This is a genomic window from Glutamicibacter sp. MCAF14 (genome assembly GCF_052114325.1).
GTDB classification, from domain to species: domain Bacteria; phylum Actinomycetota; class Actinomycetes; order Actinomycetales; family Micrococcaceae; genus Glutamicibacter; species Glutamicibacter arilaitensis.
Window position 1 is genome coordinate 197,738 of sequence record NZ_JBFREO010000005.1, and the last position, 18,185, is coordinate 215,922.

Sequence of the window (18,185 nt, forward strand, 5' to 3'; positions counted from 1 at the left end):
AGAGAACATGACACAGCAGACCATCGGCATTCTGGGTGCAGGAAAGATCGGCACCGTGCTTGCCCGCCGTGCCTTGCAGGCCGGATACAAGGTGCTCATCGCCGGTTCTGGCGACCCTGGACCCATTGCCCTGACCATCGAAATCCTGACCCCGGGCGCAGTGGCCGTGGACAAGGCCACTGCCGCACGGGACGCTGACGTGGTCATCCTGGCATTGCCACTGGGCAAGTACCAGAATATTCCTGCCTCCGAGCTTGAAGGCAAGCTGGTCATCGATGCCATGAACTATTGGTGGGAAACCGACGGCATTCGCGAGGATTTGAACGATCCGACGGTCTCCACCAGCACGCTGATCCAGCAGTTCCTTCCCGGCTCGCGGATCGTCAAGGCTTTCAACCACATGGGCTACCACGATCTGGAGGACGAGTCCCGTCCAGCTGGAGCCGAGGGCCGCAAGGCCATCGCAGTGGCTGGGCAGCTGGACTCCGACGTTGCCCAGGTGGCGAGGATTGTTGACGATTTCGGCTTTGATCCGCTTTTAATCGGCTCATTGGACGAGGGCTTGCGCCTGCAGCCAGGCAACCCTGCCTTCGGGGCGAACAAGCCGCGGGCCGAGCTGGATGAGCTGATCGGAGCGGCGCAGGTCCAGGCTTCAGCCTAGGAGTCCGAGCACTTCGTTCAGCGCTTCGGTGGATGAAGGGTGGGTGAAGATCTGGTCCCGGAGCGCGCTAGCCGTGAGGCCCATCCGCATGGCCAAGGCCACCAGGTTGATGACCTCCTGGGAGTCCACGTGCATCAGTGCGGCCCCCAGGATCAGGTCGCTGCGTGCATCGACGACGAACTTGATGATGCCGCGCGGATCGCCCACGATCTTGGGGCGCGGCATCGCGGCGATCTCGGAAACCTTCTTCACCGCGATCCTGGTCTCGACCCCCTGATGCGCGGCCTGCTCCTCGCTCAAGCCAACGCGAGCCAGCGGCGGGGTGGTGAATATGGTGAAGGGAACGGCAACACGGTCGTTCGTGCTGCGTGAGCCATCCCCCAGCAGCTGGCTGGCCACGACCCGGTGGTCATCCAGCGAGACATAGGTGAACTGCGGACCGCCGTTGGCATCGCCCAGGGCGTAGATGCCCTCGATATTGGTGGCCAGGAACTCGTCAACCGCGACTTCCCCGCGAGAGCCCGTCTGGACCCCGGCGGCTTCCAGCCCCAGGCCGGCAGTATTCGGCACGCGCCCGAGCGCAATCAGCACGGCATCCGCCTGCAGCTGGTGCACCTCGCCCTGGCGCTCGTAGATGACAGTGGCGCCTTGCTCGTCCTGGCTGATCGAATGCACCGAAACCGAACTGATGATCACGGCTCCGGTGTCTTCCAGACATGATTCGACTTCCCTGGCCACATCCGGGTCTTCCTTGGACAATGCACGGCTTCCGCGATCCAGTACGGTGACTTTCGATCCGAACTGAGCAGACATCGAGGCGAACTCGATGCCGACATATCCCCCCGCCCACCACAGCCAGGGCCCTGGGCAGCTGGGCATGCTGGATCGTGGTGGAATCATGCACCCGCGCGCCGATCTGCGCTCCTTCGATGTCCGGGATCGCAGGCAGCGCGCCGGTGTTGATAATGATCTTCCCTGCGCTCAGTTCCAGCTCTTCGGAACCGGCAGTGACCTTGATGCTTAGAGGGAACGTCCGCGGGCAGCCGATTCGATGAGGTTATCCCCTGGCAGCGCACTGCCCGATGCCACCGCGCTGGCCCATGCTGCGGTCGACGCCGCCGAGGCCCAATTAGAGTTCAGCACGGCCATCAGGGTTTCATGCACCTGCCGGGCGGGGATGGAACCTGCGGCATTGGCGATGCCGATGGCGCCGGTGGCGTCCGAGAGCACTTCTACCGAGAAGCCCAGCGGCTCGGCGGTAGCGGCAGAGCCAATAACGCAATTATTGGTCATGTACCCAATCAGGGTCATCGTGTCGATTCCGCGCTCGCGCAGCCACTCTTCCAGCCCGGTTCCGGCGAAGATGCTGGCGTAGCTCTTGGCGAACTTGTGGTTGGCCGCTTCCACCCGTGCCAGTACCTGCGGGTGCAGCGCAAAGGTAGAGGATTCGGGCGCGAAGACGGGGAATCCTGCCGGTGCCTGGTGCTGCACGACGACGACCGGGATCCCGGCCTTCGCCGCTTCGTCCATGGCGCTGGCGATGGCGACTACCGTCTGTTCCCGATCCGGGTACTGGATCTGCAGCAGACCATCAAAGTATTCCTGCTGCACGTCGATGACGATCAGCGCTCTGCGTGGTGCGGACATGTTGTATTCCTCTTTCTTATTTGTCATTTTGGCACCTTCAGGTGCCAGGTGGTCCAGGATTATTCGCCCGGCTGGTAGTGCCGGGCCATGAGCTGCACGGTTTGCACAGCTGCGCCAAGGGCATGGCTTCCGGTGACCATCATCAGCTCATCCGCTCCGGTCCGCTGCTGCAGCGCCTCGAGGCGCTGCGCCACATGGGAAGGAGTGCCGGCCAGGGTGCGGTTGGTGTACATGTCCAGGATGGCCCGCTCATTGAGCGTGGCAGGGTATTCCGCGACTTCCTGGGCGGATAGCAGCGCATATGGCTCGCGCTTGAACATCCGCAGCATCGCCATGGCCCCCGTGGAGGCCTCTGCACGGGCGTATTCGGGGTCTTCGGCCGTAATGGCACTCAAGCTGACCAGCACGTAGGGACGGTTGAGCACTGCTGAGGGCACGAAATTTTCTCGGTAGATGCGCAGCGCGGTGTCGATATCGGCGTCGCCGAACTGCAGGGCGAACGCGTAGGGGCGGCCCAGCCGCGCGGCCAGCTGCGCCGAATACGGAGAAGAACCCAGGATCCACAACGGGGTCTGCGTTTCTGGTGCCGGCAGGCGGTTCTGCTCGTTCTGCCACGGGCCCGGCACGGCATGGACTCCACTGTATGGGTGCCCTGCAGGGAAATCGTCATTCAGGAATCCCATGAGCTCGGACAGCTGCTCGTCGAAGGTTCCGTTGGCTCCGGTTCCGCGGCGTAGCGCGGCCGCGGTGTCCCCGTCGGTGCCCGGCGCGCGCCCGACCCCCAGATCGATGCGCCCCGGGGCCAGAGCTTCGAGCATGCCGATCTGCTCCGCGATCACTAGCGGAGCGTGGTTGGGCAGCATTACTCCGCCGGCACCCAACCTGATCCGCTGGGTGTCAGCGGTGAGCCGGGCCATCATCAGCAGAGGCGATGCCACGGACAGCGCGGGCATGGCGTGGTGCTCGGACATCCAGAAACGGTGGTATCCGTGCTGGTCCGCGGCCTTGGCGATGTCGATGGTGTCATTCAGGCCCTGCTGGGCGGTTTGCCCTACGCCGGGACCTCCCCCGGTATGAACCGATAGGGCAAAGGGAGCGGAGCCGAAACGTGCCGCTGGCTGCAAGGTCGACCTCTTTTCTCATGTTATTTCTATTTTTTACCGTGATGCATACCCTAGCAGGTGATCACGGTAAAGCAATACTGATAACATGAGGAATATGTCCCAGATGCCTCTTCCCCCGAGCCCCGGAGCAGCGCAGCACTGCAGCATCGATCTGGCCAATAGCGAAATCCACCTGCCCGGAGGCAAGAGCTTCGATGCGCTGGCCAACCCGCAGGGCACCACGCAATGGCTCATCGCGCGGGGCCTCGTGCCCCAGGATGCAGCACTGCAAAGCTATTGCCAGAATCGGCTAGTCAACCTGCGCAGCCAGATCAGGAGAGCATTCCACGCCAGCATCTCGGGCACGCCTGTGGCCCCGGAAATACTGCAGGGCATCAATGCCGCGCTCTTGGCGGCGCCGAGCACCCCATTGCTGCACCAAGAGCAGGGCAAGGGATTCTTCCGCGCAATGGAACACCCCGCGACGCAATTGACTGAGCACGCCATGTCACGGCTTGCTGAGGACGCGGCAGTTCTGCTGAGCAGCGAAGAAGCGGGCCTGCTGGCCCAATGCGAGGCCGAGCCATGCAACCGCTACCTGCTCAAGACCCATGGCCGCCGGCATTGGTGCTCCACGCGTTGCGGCGATCGAGTGCGGGCAGCCCGCTCGTACGCGAAGAAAAAGAGCCAGCAGGATTCTCCTGCCTCATAAGCCATGGCGCGAGGAATTCCGTCCGGCGATGCCGCCAAGTATATTGCATGCCGCAGCAAGCGCCTTGCAGCATGGAAAACTGAAAGGCTCCCACCATCCGAGGATGCTGGGAGCCTTAGGCACTGCGAGTGAAAAACCTAGATCTTCTTCACGATGGACGACTTCAATTCCATCTGGCCGAAGCCATCGACCTTGGCGGCGATATCGTGGTCGCCCGAGCCCTGGACCAGACGGATATTGCGTACCTTGGTTCCGGCCTTCAGCGCGCTTTGCGCGCCCTTGACCTTCATGGTCTTGGTGATGCTGACAGTATCGCCGTCCTGCAGCACGTTGCCTACGGCGTCCTTGATGACCGCTTCAGCGGCTTCGGTTTCTTCAACCTCAGCATTCCATTCGTGCGCGCACTCCGGGCAGAGCAGCAGTGCATCCATTTCGTAGGTGTACTGGCTGGAGCATTCTGGGCACGGTGGCAAAGTATCAGGCATGGAGCTTATTTTAGTGAGCATCCACTCCTCTTGTCGAATGAATCGAATATCGAATAATCCGCGGAATTCCGGGGCAGGATTGCCCATTGCCCCAGACCATATTGGGTGGCTGGAATTCGGCTTAAAACTACTTGTTTTCCACCTCGACTATCCCCCATACTCAGGCATACAGGCTGGTGCTCACACTGGCCAGGTTAGGGGCATAGCATGTCTAAGCATCACAAGTACAAGAGCTACGGTCCGCAGTACGCAGTGACGCCGCGCGAAGGGCTCACCTTGGAAATCCTCGCTCAGGCTGAAAAAGCAGGAGCCAAAGCAGGACATGCCGTAGCCAAGGAACAGCTATACCGAAGCATTGGCAACAGCTCGGCACTCAACGAACAGCAAACCGGCGAGCTGTTGGCCGCGGCTGAACGGGCCGGTGCCGCGGCTGCCCTCAGTGCTGCACGCAAGGTGCTGGACAAGACGCTGCGCACGTCCTTCAAGCATTACCAGCACGCTCCATCGCATGCTCCTGCACCTGCATCACCTGTTGATCCCCCGCCCTGGGCTCCTACCGAGACAGACAGCTATGAGGAACCACTAGCCCAGCACGTCCCTGCCCTTGGACATGTGGAATATCCAATGAAAAAGGTTGATCAGCACGTTTTGACGATTACCCGGATCGAGCGATTGAACGATCAGATGGTGCGGATCATGGCCGGTGCCCCTGATTTGGATGGCTACCGCTCCAATGGAGCTATCGATGAGTATGTGAAAGTTTTTGTCGCCGACTCTGCCCTCGGTTTAGTTCCCCCCTATGACCTGCGGGACTTGCGGCGCCGGCTTCCCCGCGAACAAGTGCCGCGCTCCAAGTCCTACACAGTACGTTGGATCGACGCGCTCGTGCCAGAAATAGCCATCGACTTCGTCGTCCACGGCGAGCCGGGAACTGTAGGACATTGGGCGGGGACTGTGCAGCCCGGGGCCCCGTTAGTTATTTCACCGTCCCGAAGCAAGTCTTCGGTTTCACTGAATGCCGACTACTACGTGTTGGCCGCGGACGAGGCAGGTATCCCCGCAATCAGCAAAGCCCTAGAGGCCTTGCACCCAGAATCGCAAGGCGTAGCTCTGCTCGAAGTTGCCGATCAAAATGCAATGTTTGACGTGAAACATCCTCCAGGCGTTGTTTTGCGTTGGCTCTCGCGCGATGGTGCTCCCGCAGGCCGAAGCACTGTGCTTGCCGACGCACTCGTCTCGTTTCCATTGCCTCATTCCCGGATTGGGGTAATCGCTCATGCTGAGCGCTCCGCAGTCAAGGAAATCAGCCGGGTTGTACAGCGATGGAACCTGGACAAGCGAGCCACCCACCTTTCTTCCTACTGGACCCTGCGCGAGGGCAGAATGCGCCGCTAGAAGTTTAATCAGCTCATTCTTCAGCATCACCCCTGCTTGCACTGGGTCAAGCACCCGAAAGCCGGATAACCTTGGAAGAATCACATCTGACTTGGGTAATCAAGGATTGTTCATGGCTCAGCCCAGTAGCACCAACAACTTCGCGCGCTTACTCGGTGGTGTGTTGCTGATCGCCATCGGACTCGTTCTGGTATTCAACTCGGCGAGCGCGGTGCGGTTGATCATTTGGCTTTTGGCGGCCGGTCTTGTGATCTCGGGCCTGCTGCGCTTTGCCGAATTGAGAGATGGTTCCGTACGCCGTTGGCCGCTGATGCTCGCCGGCGGGCTGCTGGTATTCAGTGGCATCGGACTGCCGTTCTGGCATGGGGCCAGTTTGCCGGTCCTAGCACTGGCTGTATCACTGGTGCTTCTCGTTGGCGGAGTGCTTCGACTAGCTGCCGTATTCCGTGGGCGGCAGAAGTATTGCTTTCGTGGCGCCCTGACTGCTCTGACCGGCATCTTCGGCGCCGTTTTGGTGATCTTTTGGCCACGACTCTCATTGTGGGTGCTTGGTGTCGCGTTTGGCGGCTGGCTGTTTCTTCTGGGCGTGCGCTGCTTGCACCCTGCCTTCGAGCATCCGGTGCGGAAGATTCCTGCTTGGATGCGCACGGCCGGCCAGGCTGGCCTGACGGGGTTGAGCGCACTGGGGCTCGCAGCCGTACTCGGTTTGGGAACAGCCACCGCGTACCTCCATAGCCAAAATCAGCTGGCCGCCGCGGATGATTTCTACTTGCCACCGGCCAGCGTTCCTGCTGCGCATGGTCAGTTGCTACGGGCTGAGCCGCTGGAAGCTAATACGCTGCCGAATACGCTGGCCTGGCGGATCATCTATACGACGCAAGGCCCTGACGGCGCTGCCGCCGTTGCTTCGGGCGTGGTGACCATTGCCGATTCTGCCAAGGGAACTTTGCCGGTGATTTCTTGGGCCAACGGCACCAAAGGAGTTACTTCCCAGTGCGCACTGTCCATGGCAGCAAATCCTTACGATGATGGTCCAGCACGAGCCCGTGAAACGATGCTGGCTGACGGATGGGCAATCGTTGCCACCGATTACATCGGGTTGGGCACCGCTGGGCCCCACCCCTATTTGATTCCTGCTGCCGAAGCCAACGCGGTGCTTGACGCTACACTCGCAGCACGCCAACTGCAGGACTTGGGTTCACACGGTGTCCAGCTAGGAGACTCCAGTGTGGTGTGGGGCCACTCCCAAGGTGGTCACGCGGCCTTGGCCACAGCAGAATCCGCTTTGGATTACGCACCAGATCTGGACATTCTCGGCGTTGCCGCCATGGCGCCGGCAACTGATCTGCCGAATTTAGCCGAGTCGGTTGCCGATACCTCGGCAGGGAAAATCATTTCCAGCTATATCGCCTACAGCTGGAATCAGCTGTATCCAGCACTGGGGATTGAAAAGCGTTTAACTGCAAGATCACGGATGGCGGTGAATCAGCTATCGCAGAATTGTTTCTCAGGTACAGGAGCACTGACTGGGCTTGCCCAGTCAAGCCAGCTATTCGAACCAATTTTCACCCCAGCGGAACTCGACGGACAGCTGCACGCAATATTGCTGCGCAACTCTTCGGTCATGCCTGTTGATTACCCTGTATTCATTGCCCAAGGAGCTGAGGACTCCTTAGTGCTGCCCTGGATGCAACGTGAATTCTTCAAGCGTTCATGTACCTCTGATGTTCATGCCGGCTACCTCGAATACGCAGGACTGGACCACATGCCGTTGGTGGGGACAGGGTCTGCGCTCAACCAGGATCTCGTGGCTTACACCCGTTCATTGCTTGACGGGATTCCTGACTTCCCCGAAGACGCCACCCTGTGCAAGAAATAGCCGTTCGCGCAATCAGCCTGATCCCTGTCATTCTGAGCCAGGTCGCTCGCCGATAGATGGGGACCATAAAATGGTTCATAACTGATGTCCATTCATTCATAGCCGTTCTATGCCGTCGAGCCATTTTCGGCCATCGGTCCAGGAGATTCTTAGTGCGTCCCATCTTGTCTCGAACTGCAGTTGCTTTTTGCATCGGCGCCTTTGCTGTTTCGTTCAGCTCCTGTGGGAGTACGCCTACCGAGACGGAGCGAGACGCTGGTACCGCGGTATTCGAGGTCGGGCATTGGCCACGCACGTTCACTGATTCGACGGACAACGCCATAGTGATTCCTGCGAAGCCTGAGCGCATCGTCTCGACCTCGGTAGCGCTCACTGGTTCGCTCTTGGCCTTGGACGCACCGGTCATTGCCAGTGCAACAGCACCCTCTGGGCCTGCCACTGATGACGATGGTTTCTTCAAGCAATGGGCTGATGTTGCTTCGGATCGAAAAGTTGATCCGCTCTATGAAATCGGGAAGTTTGATCTGGAGGAAATCAAGGACCAAAAACCTGATCTCATCGTTGTAGCGGCAACCGGGGCAGACTCAGAGAAAGATAGCCTAGGCTTCTTGCAGAAGATTGCACCAACCATTGTTGTGGACTACGCAGATAAGGATTGGGAGGAACTATCTGTATCGCTAGGGGAAGCCACCGGCACCGAGGAAAAAGCGCAACAGAACACTTCTGCCATCAATGACCGCGTTGCAACGCTAAAAGGCTTGGTGGCGATCCCATCCGGCACCACTGCATCGTTGCTTTCCTACTCGGCCCACGGCATCTCACCGCTCGCTAAAGCCACCGGACCACACGCGCAATTATTCAGAGGGCTCGGATTCTCCATGGTCTCGACGCCAAAGAAGTTCGACACTTCTACCCAGCCGAGAGAGGATTTCAGTTTCGTCAGTTACAACGACTTGCCAGCCACGCTCGTTGCTGATGCTACCTTCCTCTTGGCTGCAGATAAGAAGTCGACCACCGAATTCATCTCAGATGAATCCTTAGCCCAGCTGCCTTCGGTGCAAAGCGGCAGTGTCTTCGCGCTTGACGCTCCCCACCTGCTGGATTACTACGCTGCCCAGGAAATCTTGGACTATTTCGAACACGATTTTCCTGGCCTCACCTCTTCAGAACTTGAGTAGCAGTTCTCCTTGAGTCCAGCGGGTTCGATGTCACGTGGCAACACGGAGCACGCAAAGCCAAACGGTCGGTGCGACTGCCTATAGTTCAAAGCAGAGCTTCTTCGAGCTCAAGGCCCGACCACCTTAGGAGCAGTACTACCGCATGCGCTTGCTGCGTCGCACCATTTCTTTGTTCGCCCTTGTTTCCACTCTGGCTTTAAGCTCGTGCTCCGCTTTGGAGAACTTGGAGCTGCCACCTCTGCCTGATGCACAAGCAGCACCTGCATCAACCGCCGCAGAACAGCGTGAGTCTTATGCGGAATCCCTCGAATTGCTCAATGAAGTCGCGGTTAAAGGCAGGGCGCCAAAAACCGGTTACGAACGTTCAAAGTTCGGTAAGGGCTGGAAAGATCCCGATCGCAATGGGTGCGATGCTCGAAACGATATCCTCGCACGCGATTTAGTGAACGTAACTTACAAGTCGGCTTCCCGCCCCTGCGTGGTGCTCAGCGGAACTTTCGATGATCCGTACACGGGCAAGACCATTCAGTTCCAGCGCGGACAGCAGACCAGCACTGCAGTGCAGATCGATCACGTTGTCGCATTGTCCGACTCCTGGCAGAAGGGTGCCCAGCGATGGGACGCCGAAACCCGTTTGGAGTTCGCGAACGACCCATTGAACCTTTTGGCTTCCGATGGTCCGACCAATGCTTCCAAGGGGGATAAGGACGCAGCATCCTGGTTGCCGCCTAACAAGAGTTTCCGGTGCGCCTATGTTTCCCGGCAAACTCAGGTCAAGGCCAAGTACGACGTGTGGATGACCAAGGCGGAGCACGCCAAAATCAAGGACATCCTGACGTCCTGCATCTAGCAGAGTTGGATCTTCACAGGAAATATCCACCTTAAGACTTATCGTCAAATTGATGGATTTGTGGCAAGATTGATGTTATTCAATACGTTTGCGATTAAGTTCCGCGATGATTTGGCCAATTCCTCTACTGCAAAGGCGCATGATGATGAAGACACGAATCCCGGGAATCCTCCTGCTGATTTCCAGCGTGTGCTTATTCGCCTTTGCATTGTCCACGACACAGCGTGATACCGCCACCGCCTGCTGGGTGGTCTCCACCCTGATGTTCATTGGAGCAGCTATGCTGCTCCTGAGCTCGATCCTGGGAACCTCTACGGTCACCGCAGGAGATCCCCCGCACGAGCGCAGGAAATAACCGCCTGGATCTTCTTACGAAAGCAACCTCCGAGCCTTTGGCTTGGAGGTTGCTTTCGTTGTTTACCGACAGAACTTGCTACTTCTGCACCTGAAATTAACGCCAAAGCATCGACAGGTTCATTCAAATGCGATAGACATAGGGTTTGTCACACTCGTCACTTTTAGGAGTCCGCATGTCTGCATTCAGGCAGATGAGAAAACTCGGCATCGCGTCGCTGGCAACGATTTCGTTGGCCGCAACCGGTGCAGCAGCCGCCCAAGCTGCAAACACGCAGAACGCTACCGCTTCCCCAGCAGCGGAGACCGGCACGGTCACCGTCGATCTGGTGGGCATCAATGACTTCCACGGTCGCATTTCCGCTGACAGGGCCTCCGCAGGCGCTGCCGTGCTGGCTGGCGCTGTAGATGAATTGCGTGCCGCAAACGAAAACACTTTATTCGTCTCTGCGGGCGATAACATCGGCGCATCAACCTTTGCTTCGGCCTCGCAGGCTGACGAGCCGACCATCTCGGCATTGGGCGTTGGCGGACTGGATGTCTCAGCGGTCGGCAACCACGAATTCGACAAGGGCTTCGAGGATCTGACGGGGCGCGTTGTCGACAGCTACACCGCTTCCACCGGCGAAAACGGCGGCGACTTCGCACTGGGAGCCAACGTCTATGAGAAGGGCACGACAACCCCGGCCCTTCAAGAATATGCGATCCGCGAAGTCTCCGGCGTTTCCGTGGGCTTCATCGGCACGGTTACAGAAGATATGCCTTCGCTGGTATCACCCGAGGGCATTGCCGATCTGGAATTCGGCAGTGAACTAGAGGCAGCTAACCGTGTAGCCGCGCAGCTCTCCGATGGCGATGAGGCCAATGGCGAAGCTGAGGTTTTGGTACTGCTGACCCACAATGGGTCCGCTGGCGACCAGTGCGCAGATATTGCCACCGAAGACACCACTTATGGCAAGCTCGTTCGCGGCGCAAGCACCGAGATCGATGCCATCTTCTCGGGCCACACGCACCAGTCCTACGACTGCGAGATCGCAGAGCGTCCGGTAATCCAGGCCCACCAGTACGGCACCACCTTGGGCAAGGTCTCCTTGCAGGTGGACGCTGAAACAGGCGAGGTCACTGAAGCAGGCACCGAGCGCATTGAGTTGGTAAGCGAGGACGCTGCGGGCGAATGGACTGCCAACTTTGAGGCCAACACCGCGGTTGCAGACATCGTGAGCAAGGCTGAAGCCGAAGCTGAAGTAGTCGGCAGCGTGAAGGTCGGTGCAATTTCTGACGACATCCTTCGTGGCGGAGATGAACCAGGCTCGGACCGTGGCGTTGAATCGACGCTGGGTAATACCGTCGCTGATATCCACCTCTGGGCTACCTCCAATGAAGACTTCGCGGGAGAACCGGCAGAAATTGCCTTCATGAACCCAGGCGGCCTGCGTGCCGATCTGCTCTTCGGCGAAGATGGCGCGGTGACCTACAAGGACGCTGCAGAAGTACAGCCATTCGCCAACACCCTGATCACCTTCGACCTCACCGGAGCGCAGATCCGCGAGGCCCTGGAACAGCAGTGGCAGCCAGAAGGGTCGGAGCGCAGCAAGCTGCATCTGGGTATTTCCGAGGGGCTGTTCTACACCTACGTTGAGGATGCTGCCCAAGGCGAGCACATCAAGGACATCACCTTCCAAGGCGAGCCGCTGGACGAGGAAGCAACCTTCCGCGTCGCAGCCAACGCTTTCTTGGCTACCGGTGGCGATAACTTCGCTGCGTTCGCAGCCGGTGCCAATCATGCTGACTCCGGCCAGGTTGATCTGGACGCTACGGTGAACTACTTCAAGGCGCACGACGTTGTTGACCCGGCTCCGCTGGGCCGTGCAGTTCTGTTCGAGGCTGAGGAACCGACCGAGTCGCCGGATTCAACGGATCCGACCGAGGATTCAACTGCTCCGGACGAATCACCGGAATCGTCGGAGGAGGCGACCGATGATGCAACCGATTCACCGCAGTCTTCTGAGGAAGCAACTCAGTCCGCTGATTCATCGGAGAAACCACAGAGCGAGCAGAAGGACGATTCCAAAGATCAGAATACTGAGAACCTTGCTGACACCGGTTTCAATGCAAGTTGGATCGGCATCATCGCAGGCGCAGTTGTCCTGATTGGCATCGCCTTGCTGCTGATACGCCGCTTCGGCAACAAGGCCGGCCGCTAAAGGCTGCTGGCAAAGCTAAAGGGAAGAACCAAATGGTTCTTCCCTTTAGCTTTGCTTCTTTGCCAAGAACTAGTCGATGACCAGTTCGCCCATCGAGTCCCATCCTTCGCCATCTACCTTGCGGGAGACGATCTTCGGGGTGGAGACCAGGTGCGGACGCATTGATTCGATGCCCGCGGAGAAGTGCGCGGAGTTCACGTGAGCCGCAGCAGCTTCGTCATCACGGAAAGCTTCAACGAGAACAAATTCGTTTGGATCCTCGACGCTAACGGACCAATCGAAGAAGATGTTGCCCTCTTCAGCGCGGGTAGCGGCGGTGAATTCGGCAACCTGTTCCATGAAGTTCGCGGTGGATTCTGGCTTTACTTGGTATTTAACAACGATGAAGTACATGCCTCTAGTCTAGGCTTCCTTTGCTAATAGTCGCTTGCAAACGGATGTATTCTTTATCCCGTCCAGGCATGCCGTCGACCACAAGATCAAAGGAATCCTCGACGAGTTCGCGCATCAATTGCAGGTCGAGGCCCGCGCGGATGGAGTTCCAGTGCTTCTTGTTCATGTGATAGCCCGGTGAGATCTGCGCATGCTCACTGCGCTGCTGGTCTGCCAGCGCCGGTTCGCATTTCAAGTTCAGTACCAACTCACCGTGCAGGTGCATGAGCAAACCGAACATCTTGCCCTTGCTCGAATCACGCCCGGCCACCTTGAATACGGTGCTCTCCGGCCCAAAAGGATAATCCGCGTAAGCTCCTGGCATGCTCAGGCACAGCTGCGCCCACATGCTTTCCAATTCTTCGTCACCAGCTGCGTTTTCCATCCGTGCCTCACTACCGGAACGGATACTCGATCTTGGGGCAGGTATCCATCACTACATCCAATCCTGCGTCCTTGGCCCGCAGCGCAGCGGCCTCATCGACGACGCCCAGCTGCAGCCATACCGCTTTGGCGCCAACGGCAATGGCCTGGTCAACGATGTCCCCGACCTTGGACGAATTCACAAAGCAGTCCACTACGTCAATGGGTCCGGGAATATCTGCAAGCTTCGCAAACCCCGGTTCTCCCATCACGGTTTCAGCGCTCAACGAGACCGGAATAATCTGCATGGATAGCTCATCACGCAAAAAACGTGCGATGGAAGGAGCCACGCGAGCCGGATTATTGGTCAGTCCGACAACTGCCCAGCGTCCAGGCGTGCTCAATAGCCTGGGTATCGTTTCGGGGTCATTTACGTGGTGGGTGTACATGCACGACACCATACCGCTTTATTGGCGCTCTGAACGCCTACAGGCCAAAAGAAGGGCAAGCGCCTAGGACCCATCCATAGCGCTTGCCCTTCAAGCTTTTGAATTTCACAGCTGCGGCTGGACTGCTTTCTCGGTAGCCGCAGCACTGTTATTCGAGAAGGCGCCGCGGTGCTTGGCTGCAGGATGATCCGCGGGCAGGTAATCACCACGGCCAAAGACCTTGTTGCGCAAGCTGCCCTGTGCATACTTCGTCTGTGCCAGTCCGCGACGGCGCAGTTCCGGCAGAACTCCCTCAATGAAGTTGTCGTACGATCCAGGCAGCACATGGTTCATGACGTTCAGCCCGTCGACTCCTGCATCCTGCCAGCGTTCGAGCTCATCAACTATCTGCTCCGGGGTGCCCACCAGCTGTTGCGCCTTGGCACGGTAATAGGCCAAGTCGCGCAGGGTCGGATTTCCGCCCGGTACCGAGGCACGGGCTGCTTCAAGCACGCCCTGCGCGCCCTCGGTCTGGATCTCGCCGATCGGGGTATCCAGCTCCAGTCCGCCAAGATCCACGCCGATTCCGCCGCCGATATGCGCAATGATGGCGTTCAAATCCAAGTATTCGTCGTATTCAGCTTCCAAGGCCTTGGCCTCGGCCTCGGTGGAACCGACGACAAAGGACAAGCCGGCAAAGACCTTGATGTCCTCCCGTTTTCGGCCGGCGGCAGCTAGGTTCTCGATCAGCTGGGCGTTCTTCTTCGCCACGTACTGCGCGTGCGGGGCAAAGAGGAAAGTCGCCTCGGCATGGGTGGCGGCGAACTGCGAGCCGCGAGGCGATGAACCGGCTTGGAAAAGGAACGGGGTGCGCTGGGCACTTGGCAAGGCCAAGTGCGGCCCATCAATGGAGTAGTACTCGCCTCGGTGGTTGATCTTATTGACCTTTGCCGGGTCGGCATAGACACCAGAAATCTTGTCGGCCAGCAACGCGTCGTCTTCCCAAGATCCCTCCCACAACTTGTAGGCGGCATCCACGTACTCTTCAGCCCAGCCGTACCGGTCATCGTGTCCAACCAGTTCCTGGCTGCCGAAGTTGCGGTGAGCATTTTCCAGCACGCTGGTGACGATGTTCCACGCTACGCGCCCCTGCGAAAGATGATCCAGGGTGGAGATCTGGCGGGCGAACTGGAATGGGTGGGCTTGGATAACCGAGCTGGTCATCGCCAGGCCGATGTCCTTGGTGCTGGCGGCCAACGCCGAAAGCAGCACCAGCGGATCATGGCTTGGCGTCTGCAGCCCCTTGCGCACGTGCGAAGCCCAACCACCCTCATGATCGCCGTAAAGGCCAACCACGTCAGCAAAGAAGAGGGAATCGAACTTTGCCTCTTCCAGCTTCTTGGCCAGATCAACCCAGAGGCTTAGCTCGTTGAATTGATGCTGCTGCGCTTCCGGGTGGCGCCACATTCCGCCAAGGATATGGCTGGAGGTGTTCATCAGGAAAGCCGAAAGCAGCAAACGCGGGCGCGAGTTGAAAGTACCCATGATTAATTTCCTGCCTTTGCTTCGCCGATGGAGTTCAGCCCGGTTGGAATGGTGCCGTTGATGAAGTAGTCGCCCACCGAGCGGGCCTTGAAGGCCACCGGGTTGTGAGTGGCCACCGTGCGGGCATTGCGCCAGAAGCGATCCAGCGATTTGGACCTCGACACTGCCGAGGCGCCGGTAACGTCGAAGAGCTCGCTGGTGGCGTCCAAGACAAGCTTGGGCGTGGCCACGTGGGCTTGCTGGACGGCCAGCTCTGCGCGCAGGTAGGCAGCTTGCGGATCCAACCCCAGCTCCGCATCGAGGGCCGCGTCCAGTTCGCGGGCTGCAGTGACAACGATGGATTCGGCAGCGAAGATGTTGGCGGCCAAACGGCCGACAAGTTCCTGGATCTGCGCATCATCCTTGAACAGCGCACCTGAACCGGTGTTGAATGTGCGCGTGCGGTTGGCAACGATCTCCGCAGCAGCGTTGCGGGCTCCCTTGCCGATGCCTACCAGTACGGCGAGCAGGCACAGCTGGAAGAATGCAGGTTCGAGGGTGGAAGCTACCTTGCGCTGGATGATATTGGCTTCCTGAACTGCAACGTCAGTGAATATCGCAGTTCCGGTGCCGGTCAGCGGCTGGCCGAAGCCGTCCCAGTCATCAAGGATCTGCACGCCATGGGCATGGCGATCAATGATGGCGTATTGGCGTCCTTCCACACCATCGGTGGTCGCCATGACCACCACCCAATCAGCGAAGATCGAACCGGTGGTGTAGTACTTTTCGCCGCGCAGCACCCAGCCTTGTTCGGTCTGGACCAGCTTGGTGTTGGTGGTGCCCAAGGCATTGCCGCCGCGTTCGGTGGCGGCATTGCCGAAAATCTCGCCGGCCAGCACCCGCGGGAACCAGCGGTCCTGGAATTCCTCGGGCTGCAGGGAAATGGTTTCGACAAAGGAGAAGTGGCTGCGCAGCAGGTGCGCCACATTCGAGTCAGCTGCGGCCAGCTCGATCAGCAAGCGGAACAGGTGTTCGTGGCTGATCGGTGAGCCGCCATGGCTTGCTGGCACCCGCAAGGTGGTGAACCCGGCGTCTTTAAGCCATTGCACCTGCTGAAACGGAAGAATGCGCTGTTGCTCGCGTTCGGTGGCGCCCTGCGCAATGTGGGCGAACACCGGGCTGAAGCGCGCCAGCAGTTCCTGGTAGCGGTGTTCGGTAGCCGCTGTGGCGGTAATCGTCATTGGTTCTCCCTGCACGACGTCGATTTTCTGGATAATTAGGCAGAAAAAGTGGCGGCCCCACGACGTGGATATTCAACGTCGCGGGGGTGGGAAGCTACTTGTTCCAGGTCGCGAAGTCTGCTTCCAGATCGCGATCCCATGGGGTGCCCAGCGCACCGTCGAGGTAGCTCGCGTACCATTCGCGAACTTCCTCGGAGTGGTAGGCCTCTTCCAGGACCTTGCCCTTTTCGGTGTCCGCAAACCCGGGCTTTGCGCCGATGATATTGATGTACGGAAGCGCTTCTTCTTCCTCTTCAAAGAGCAGCGCGTCCTTGGGGGTGAGGCCGATTTCGGCGCCTAGCCGGGCGAAGAGGAAACCAGCATCAACGTCAGGCAATGTTTTGGAAAGCGACTGCTGGTCTACCTCAACGAATTTGAAGCCCTTGGGGTTTTCCAAGATGTCGTTCTGCGACAGGTGCAGCACGCTCTTGCCTTCGGTCACCTTCAGCAGGCCGGCCTTGTCCAGCAGGGCCAGCGCGCGTCCGTTGTTGGCGGTATCCACCGGAAGCGCGATGGTGGCACCCTTTGGCAGGTCCTTGATGTCGTCATACTTGTTCGAGTACACGCCTGCGGGCGAGCTGTACATGTAGAAGGCTGCCTCTACGTCGACGTTCTGGTCTTTCTTGAATTGTTCGAGGTAGGCACCGTGCTGGAAGAAGTTGGCATCGTATTCGCCGTTGGAGACCACGTGGTTTGGCTGCACGATGTCGGTGACATAGGTGGCTTCCAAGTTCCAGCCCTTTTCCGCCAGGAGCTTCTGGGCGATTTTGGTTGGTTCCTGGCTCGGCGCGGATTCGGTAACGATAACCTTGATGGTCTTGTTACCCGAGCCAGCGGCCTGCCCGCCAGCCAGGCCGCAAGAAGTCAGTGCGAGGATCGCGGCGGAGCCGGCGGTGAAGGTCAAGAAGGTGCGGCGAGAAAATGCCATGGTGTTTTCCTTTGCTGAGATGCGAGTTAGTTAAGTCGTGGATTAGCGCTTGTCTGCGGCCCGCGATAGCCGAGTTCCGAAGAACTGGACCGCGTGCACCAGCAGGATCATCAGGACGATGGCCAGCAACATGACGCCGGTTTCATAGCGGTAGTAGCCGTAGCGGATGGCGAAGTCCCCGATGCCGCCTCCGCCGACCAGGCCGGCCATGGCCGAGTACGAGATGAAGCTGACGGTCATGATGGTGATGGAGGAAAGCAGCGCTGGTTTGGCTTCGATCAACAGAACTTCGCGGATGATCTGTCCGCGGGTGGCCCCCATGGCCTGTGCAGCTTCAACTACGCCGTTGCCCAGCTGGCTGATGTTCTGTTCCACAAAACGGGCGAAGTAAGGTATCGCGTTGATGGTCAGCGGCACGATGACCGCCGCAGTGCCGATGGTGGTTCCCACGACAAATCTGGTAAAGGGAATGATCGCGATCAGCAGGATCAGGAACGGGAAAGATCGGATCGTATTGACCAGCCCGTCCACGATCCGGTGCAGTCGCGGACGCGGACGCAAGCCGTTGGGCGACATGGAGTAAAGCCAGATGCCCAGCGGGGTTCCCAGGAGAATGGCGATTGGGATGGAGACCAGCAACATTGCAAAGGTCTGTGCCATGGCTACCCAGATTTCCGGGGCAAGTTCGATGATGCGGTCAAAGCTGAAAGCTGCTGCGCTGCCGTTGCTCGTGGCTAGCACTAGTGAGGTGAAGTTCATTGG

The 18,185-nt window shown here is 58.8% G+C and carries 19 protein-coding genes and 1 pseudogene; 8 read left to right on the forward strand and 12 right to left on the reverse strand.

The window, feature by feature from the left end; genetic code table 11:
- Positions 1–7: 7 nt before the first annotated feature.
- Complete coding sequence (locus AB4Y71_RS12945; protein WP_441720868.1) at positions 8–661, forward strand: NADPH-dependent F420 reductase; 654 nt, start codon at positions 8–10, stop codon at positions 659–661.
- On the opposite strand, the gene AB4Y71_RS12950 is transcribed toward AB4Y71_RS12945, so the two are convergent.
- The 4 genes and pseudogenes from AB4Y71_RS12950 to AB4Y71_RS12965 form a co-directional block, all read right to left on the reverse strand.
- The gene (locus AB4Y71_RS12950) at positions 653–1,474 is read right to left on the reverse strand and encodes an FAD-dependent oxidoreductase (RefSeq protein ID WP_441720870.1); all 822 of its coding nucleotides are present in this window, start codon (positions 1,472–1,474) and stop codon (positions 653–655) included. The genes AB4Y71_RS12945 and AB4Y71_RS12950 overlap by 9 nt on opposite strands.
- 82 nt (positions 1,475–1,556) lie before the next feature.
- Positions 1,557–1,709 (reverse strand): annotated as a pseudogene (locus AB4Y71_RS12955) (hypothetical protein); the annotation flags it as partial.
- Positions 1,682–2,335 carry a cysteine hydrolase family protein gene (locus tag AB4Y71_RS12960; RefSeq protein WP_441720872.1) on the reverse strand — a complete coding sequence of 218 codons (654 nt, stop codon included), beginning with the start codon at positions 2,333–2,335 and terminating at the stop codon, positions 1,682–1,684. The gene AB4Y71_RS12960 and the pseudogene AB4Y71_RS12955, both read right to left, overlap by 28 nt.
- A 32-nt stretch (positions 2,336–2,367) precedes the next feature.
- Positions 2,368–3,432, reverse strand: a complete 1,065-nt coding sequence (locus AB4Y71_RS12965) for an LLM class flavin-dependent oxidoreductase (RefSeq protein ID WP_441720874.1) — start codon at positions 3,430–3,432, stop codon at positions 2,368–2,370.
- Positions 3,433–3,526: 94 nt separating this feature from the next.
- On the opposite strand from AB4Y71_RS12965, the gene AB4Y71_RS12970 reads away from it, so the two are divergent.
- Positions 3,527–4,123 carry a CGNR zinc finger domain-containing protein gene (locus AB4Y71_RS12970; RefSeq protein ID WP_441720876.1) on the forward strand — a complete coding sequence of 199 codons (597 nt, stop codon included), beginning with the start codon at positions 3,527–3,529 and terminating at the stop codon, positions 4,121–4,123.
- Positions 4,124–4,260: 137 nt separating this feature from the next.
- Here AB4Y71_RS12970 and AB4Y71_RS12975 read toward each other — a convergent pair whose 3' ends face one another.
- A complete protein-coding gene (locus tag AB4Y71_RS12975) occupies positions 4,261–4,608 on the reverse strand; it encodes a zinc ribbon domain-containing protein YjdM (protein WP_441720878.1) in 348 nt (115 codons plus the stop codon).
- A gap of 207 nt (positions 4,609–4,815) precedes the next feature.
- Between AB4Y71_RS12975 and AB4Y71_RS12980 the strand changes: the two genes are divergently transcribed.
- The 6 genes from AB4Y71_RS12980 to AB4Y71_RS13005 all read left to right on the forward strand — a co-directional run bounded on the left by AB4Y71_RS12980 (position 4,816) and on the right by AB4Y71_RS13005 (position 12,468).
- Positions 4,816–6,003, forward strand: coding sequence for a siderophore-interacting protein (locus AB4Y71_RS12980; RefSeq protein ID WP_441720880.1), 1,188 nt, complete (start codon positions 4,816–4,818; stop codon positions 6,001–6,003).
- Positions 6,004–6,115: 112 nt separating this feature from the next.
- A complete protein-coding gene (locus tag AB4Y71_RS12985) occupies positions 6,116–7,882 on the forward strand; it encodes an alpha/beta fold hydrolase (RefSeq protein ID WP_441720882.1) in 1,767 nt (588 codons plus the stop codon).
- Positions 7,883–7,938: 56 nt separating this feature from the next.
- A complete protein-coding gene (gene fepB, locus AB4Y71_RS12990; protein WP_441720884.1) occupies positions 7,939–9,060 on the forward strand; it encodes a Fe2+-enterobactin ABC transporter substrate-binding protein in 1,122 nt (373 codons plus the stop codon).
- A gap of 223 nt (positions 9,061–9,283) precedes the next feature.
- On the forward strand, positions 9,284–9,910 hold the full coding sequence (locus tag AB4Y71_RS12995) for an HNH endonuclease family protein (protein WP_441720886.1): 627 nt from the start codon (positions 9,284–9,286) through the stop codon (positions 9,908–9,910).
- Between the two features lie 139 nt (positions 9,911–10,049).
- Positions 10,050–10,265, forward strand: a complete 216-nt coding sequence (locus AB4Y71_RS13000) for a hypothetical protein (protein ID WP_441720888.1) — start codon at positions 10,050–10,052, stop codon at positions 10,263–10,265.
- Positions 10,266–10,440: 175 nt separating this feature from the next.
- Positions 10,441–12,468, forward strand: a complete 2,028-nt coding sequence (locus AB4Y71_RS13005) for a 5'-nucleotidase C-terminal domain-containing protein (RefSeq protein WP_441720890.1) — start codon at positions 10,441–10,443, stop codon at positions 12,466–12,468.
- 69 nt (positions 12,469–12,537) lie between these two features.
- On the opposite strand, the gene AB4Y71_RS13010 is transcribed toward AB4Y71_RS13005, so the two are convergent.
- The 7 genes from AB4Y71_RS13010 to AB4Y71_RS13040 all read right to left on the reverse strand — a co-directional run bounded on the left by AB4Y71_RS13010 (position 12,538) and on the right by AB4Y71_RS13040 (position 18,182).
- The gene (locus AB4Y71_RS13010; RefSeq protein WP_102598695.1) at positions 12,538–12,861 is read right to left on the reverse strand and encodes a putative quinol monooxygenase; all 324 of its coding nucleotides are present in this window, start codon (positions 12,859–12,861) and stop codon (positions 12,538–12,540) included.
- 4 nt (positions 12,862–12,865) lie between these two features.
- Positions 12,866–13,285 carry an MmcQ/YjbR family DNA-binding protein gene (locus tag AB4Y71_RS13015; RefSeq protein ID WP_441720892.1) on the reverse strand — a complete coding sequence of 140 codons (420 nt, stop codon included), beginning with the start codon at positions 13,283–13,285 and terminating at the stop codon, positions 12,866–12,868.
- A 10-nt stretch (positions 13,286–13,295) separates the two neighbouring features.
- Entirely contained in the window at positions 13,296–13,712 is a 417-nt protein-coding gene (locus AB4Y71_RS13020) for a CoA-binding protein (protein ID WP_441720894.1), read from the reverse strand.
- Positions 13,713–13,817: 105 nt separating this feature from the next.
- Positions 13,818–15,236: an NtaA/DmoA family FMN-dependent monooxygenase gene (locus tag AB4Y71_RS13025; protein ID WP_441720896.1), complete on the reverse strand. Its 1,419-nt coding sequence runs from the start codon at positions 15,234–15,236 to the stop codon at positions 13,818–13,820.
- A 2-nt stretch (positions 15,237–15,238) separates the two neighbouring features.
- Positions 15,239–16,456, reverse strand: a complete 1,218-nt coding sequence (locus AB4Y71_RS13030) for an acyl-CoA dehydrogenase family protein (protein WP_441720899.1) — start codon at positions 16,454–16,456, stop codon at positions 15,239–15,241.
- 94 nt (positions 16,457–16,550) lie between these two features.
- Positions 16,551–17,423: a MetQ/NlpA family ABC transporter substrate-binding protein gene (locus tag AB4Y71_RS13035; RefSeq protein ID WP_417364563.1), complete on the reverse strand. Its 873-nt coding sequence runs from the start codon at positions 17,421–17,423 to the stop codon at positions 16,551–16,553.
- A gap of 42 nt (positions 17,424–17,465) precedes the next feature.
- A complete protein-coding gene (locus AB4Y71_RS13040) occupies positions 17,466–18,182 on the reverse strand; it encodes a methionine ABC transporter permease (protein WP_417364564.1) in 717 nt (238 codons plus the stop codon).
- Positions 18,183–18,185 lie beyond the last annotated feature (3 nt).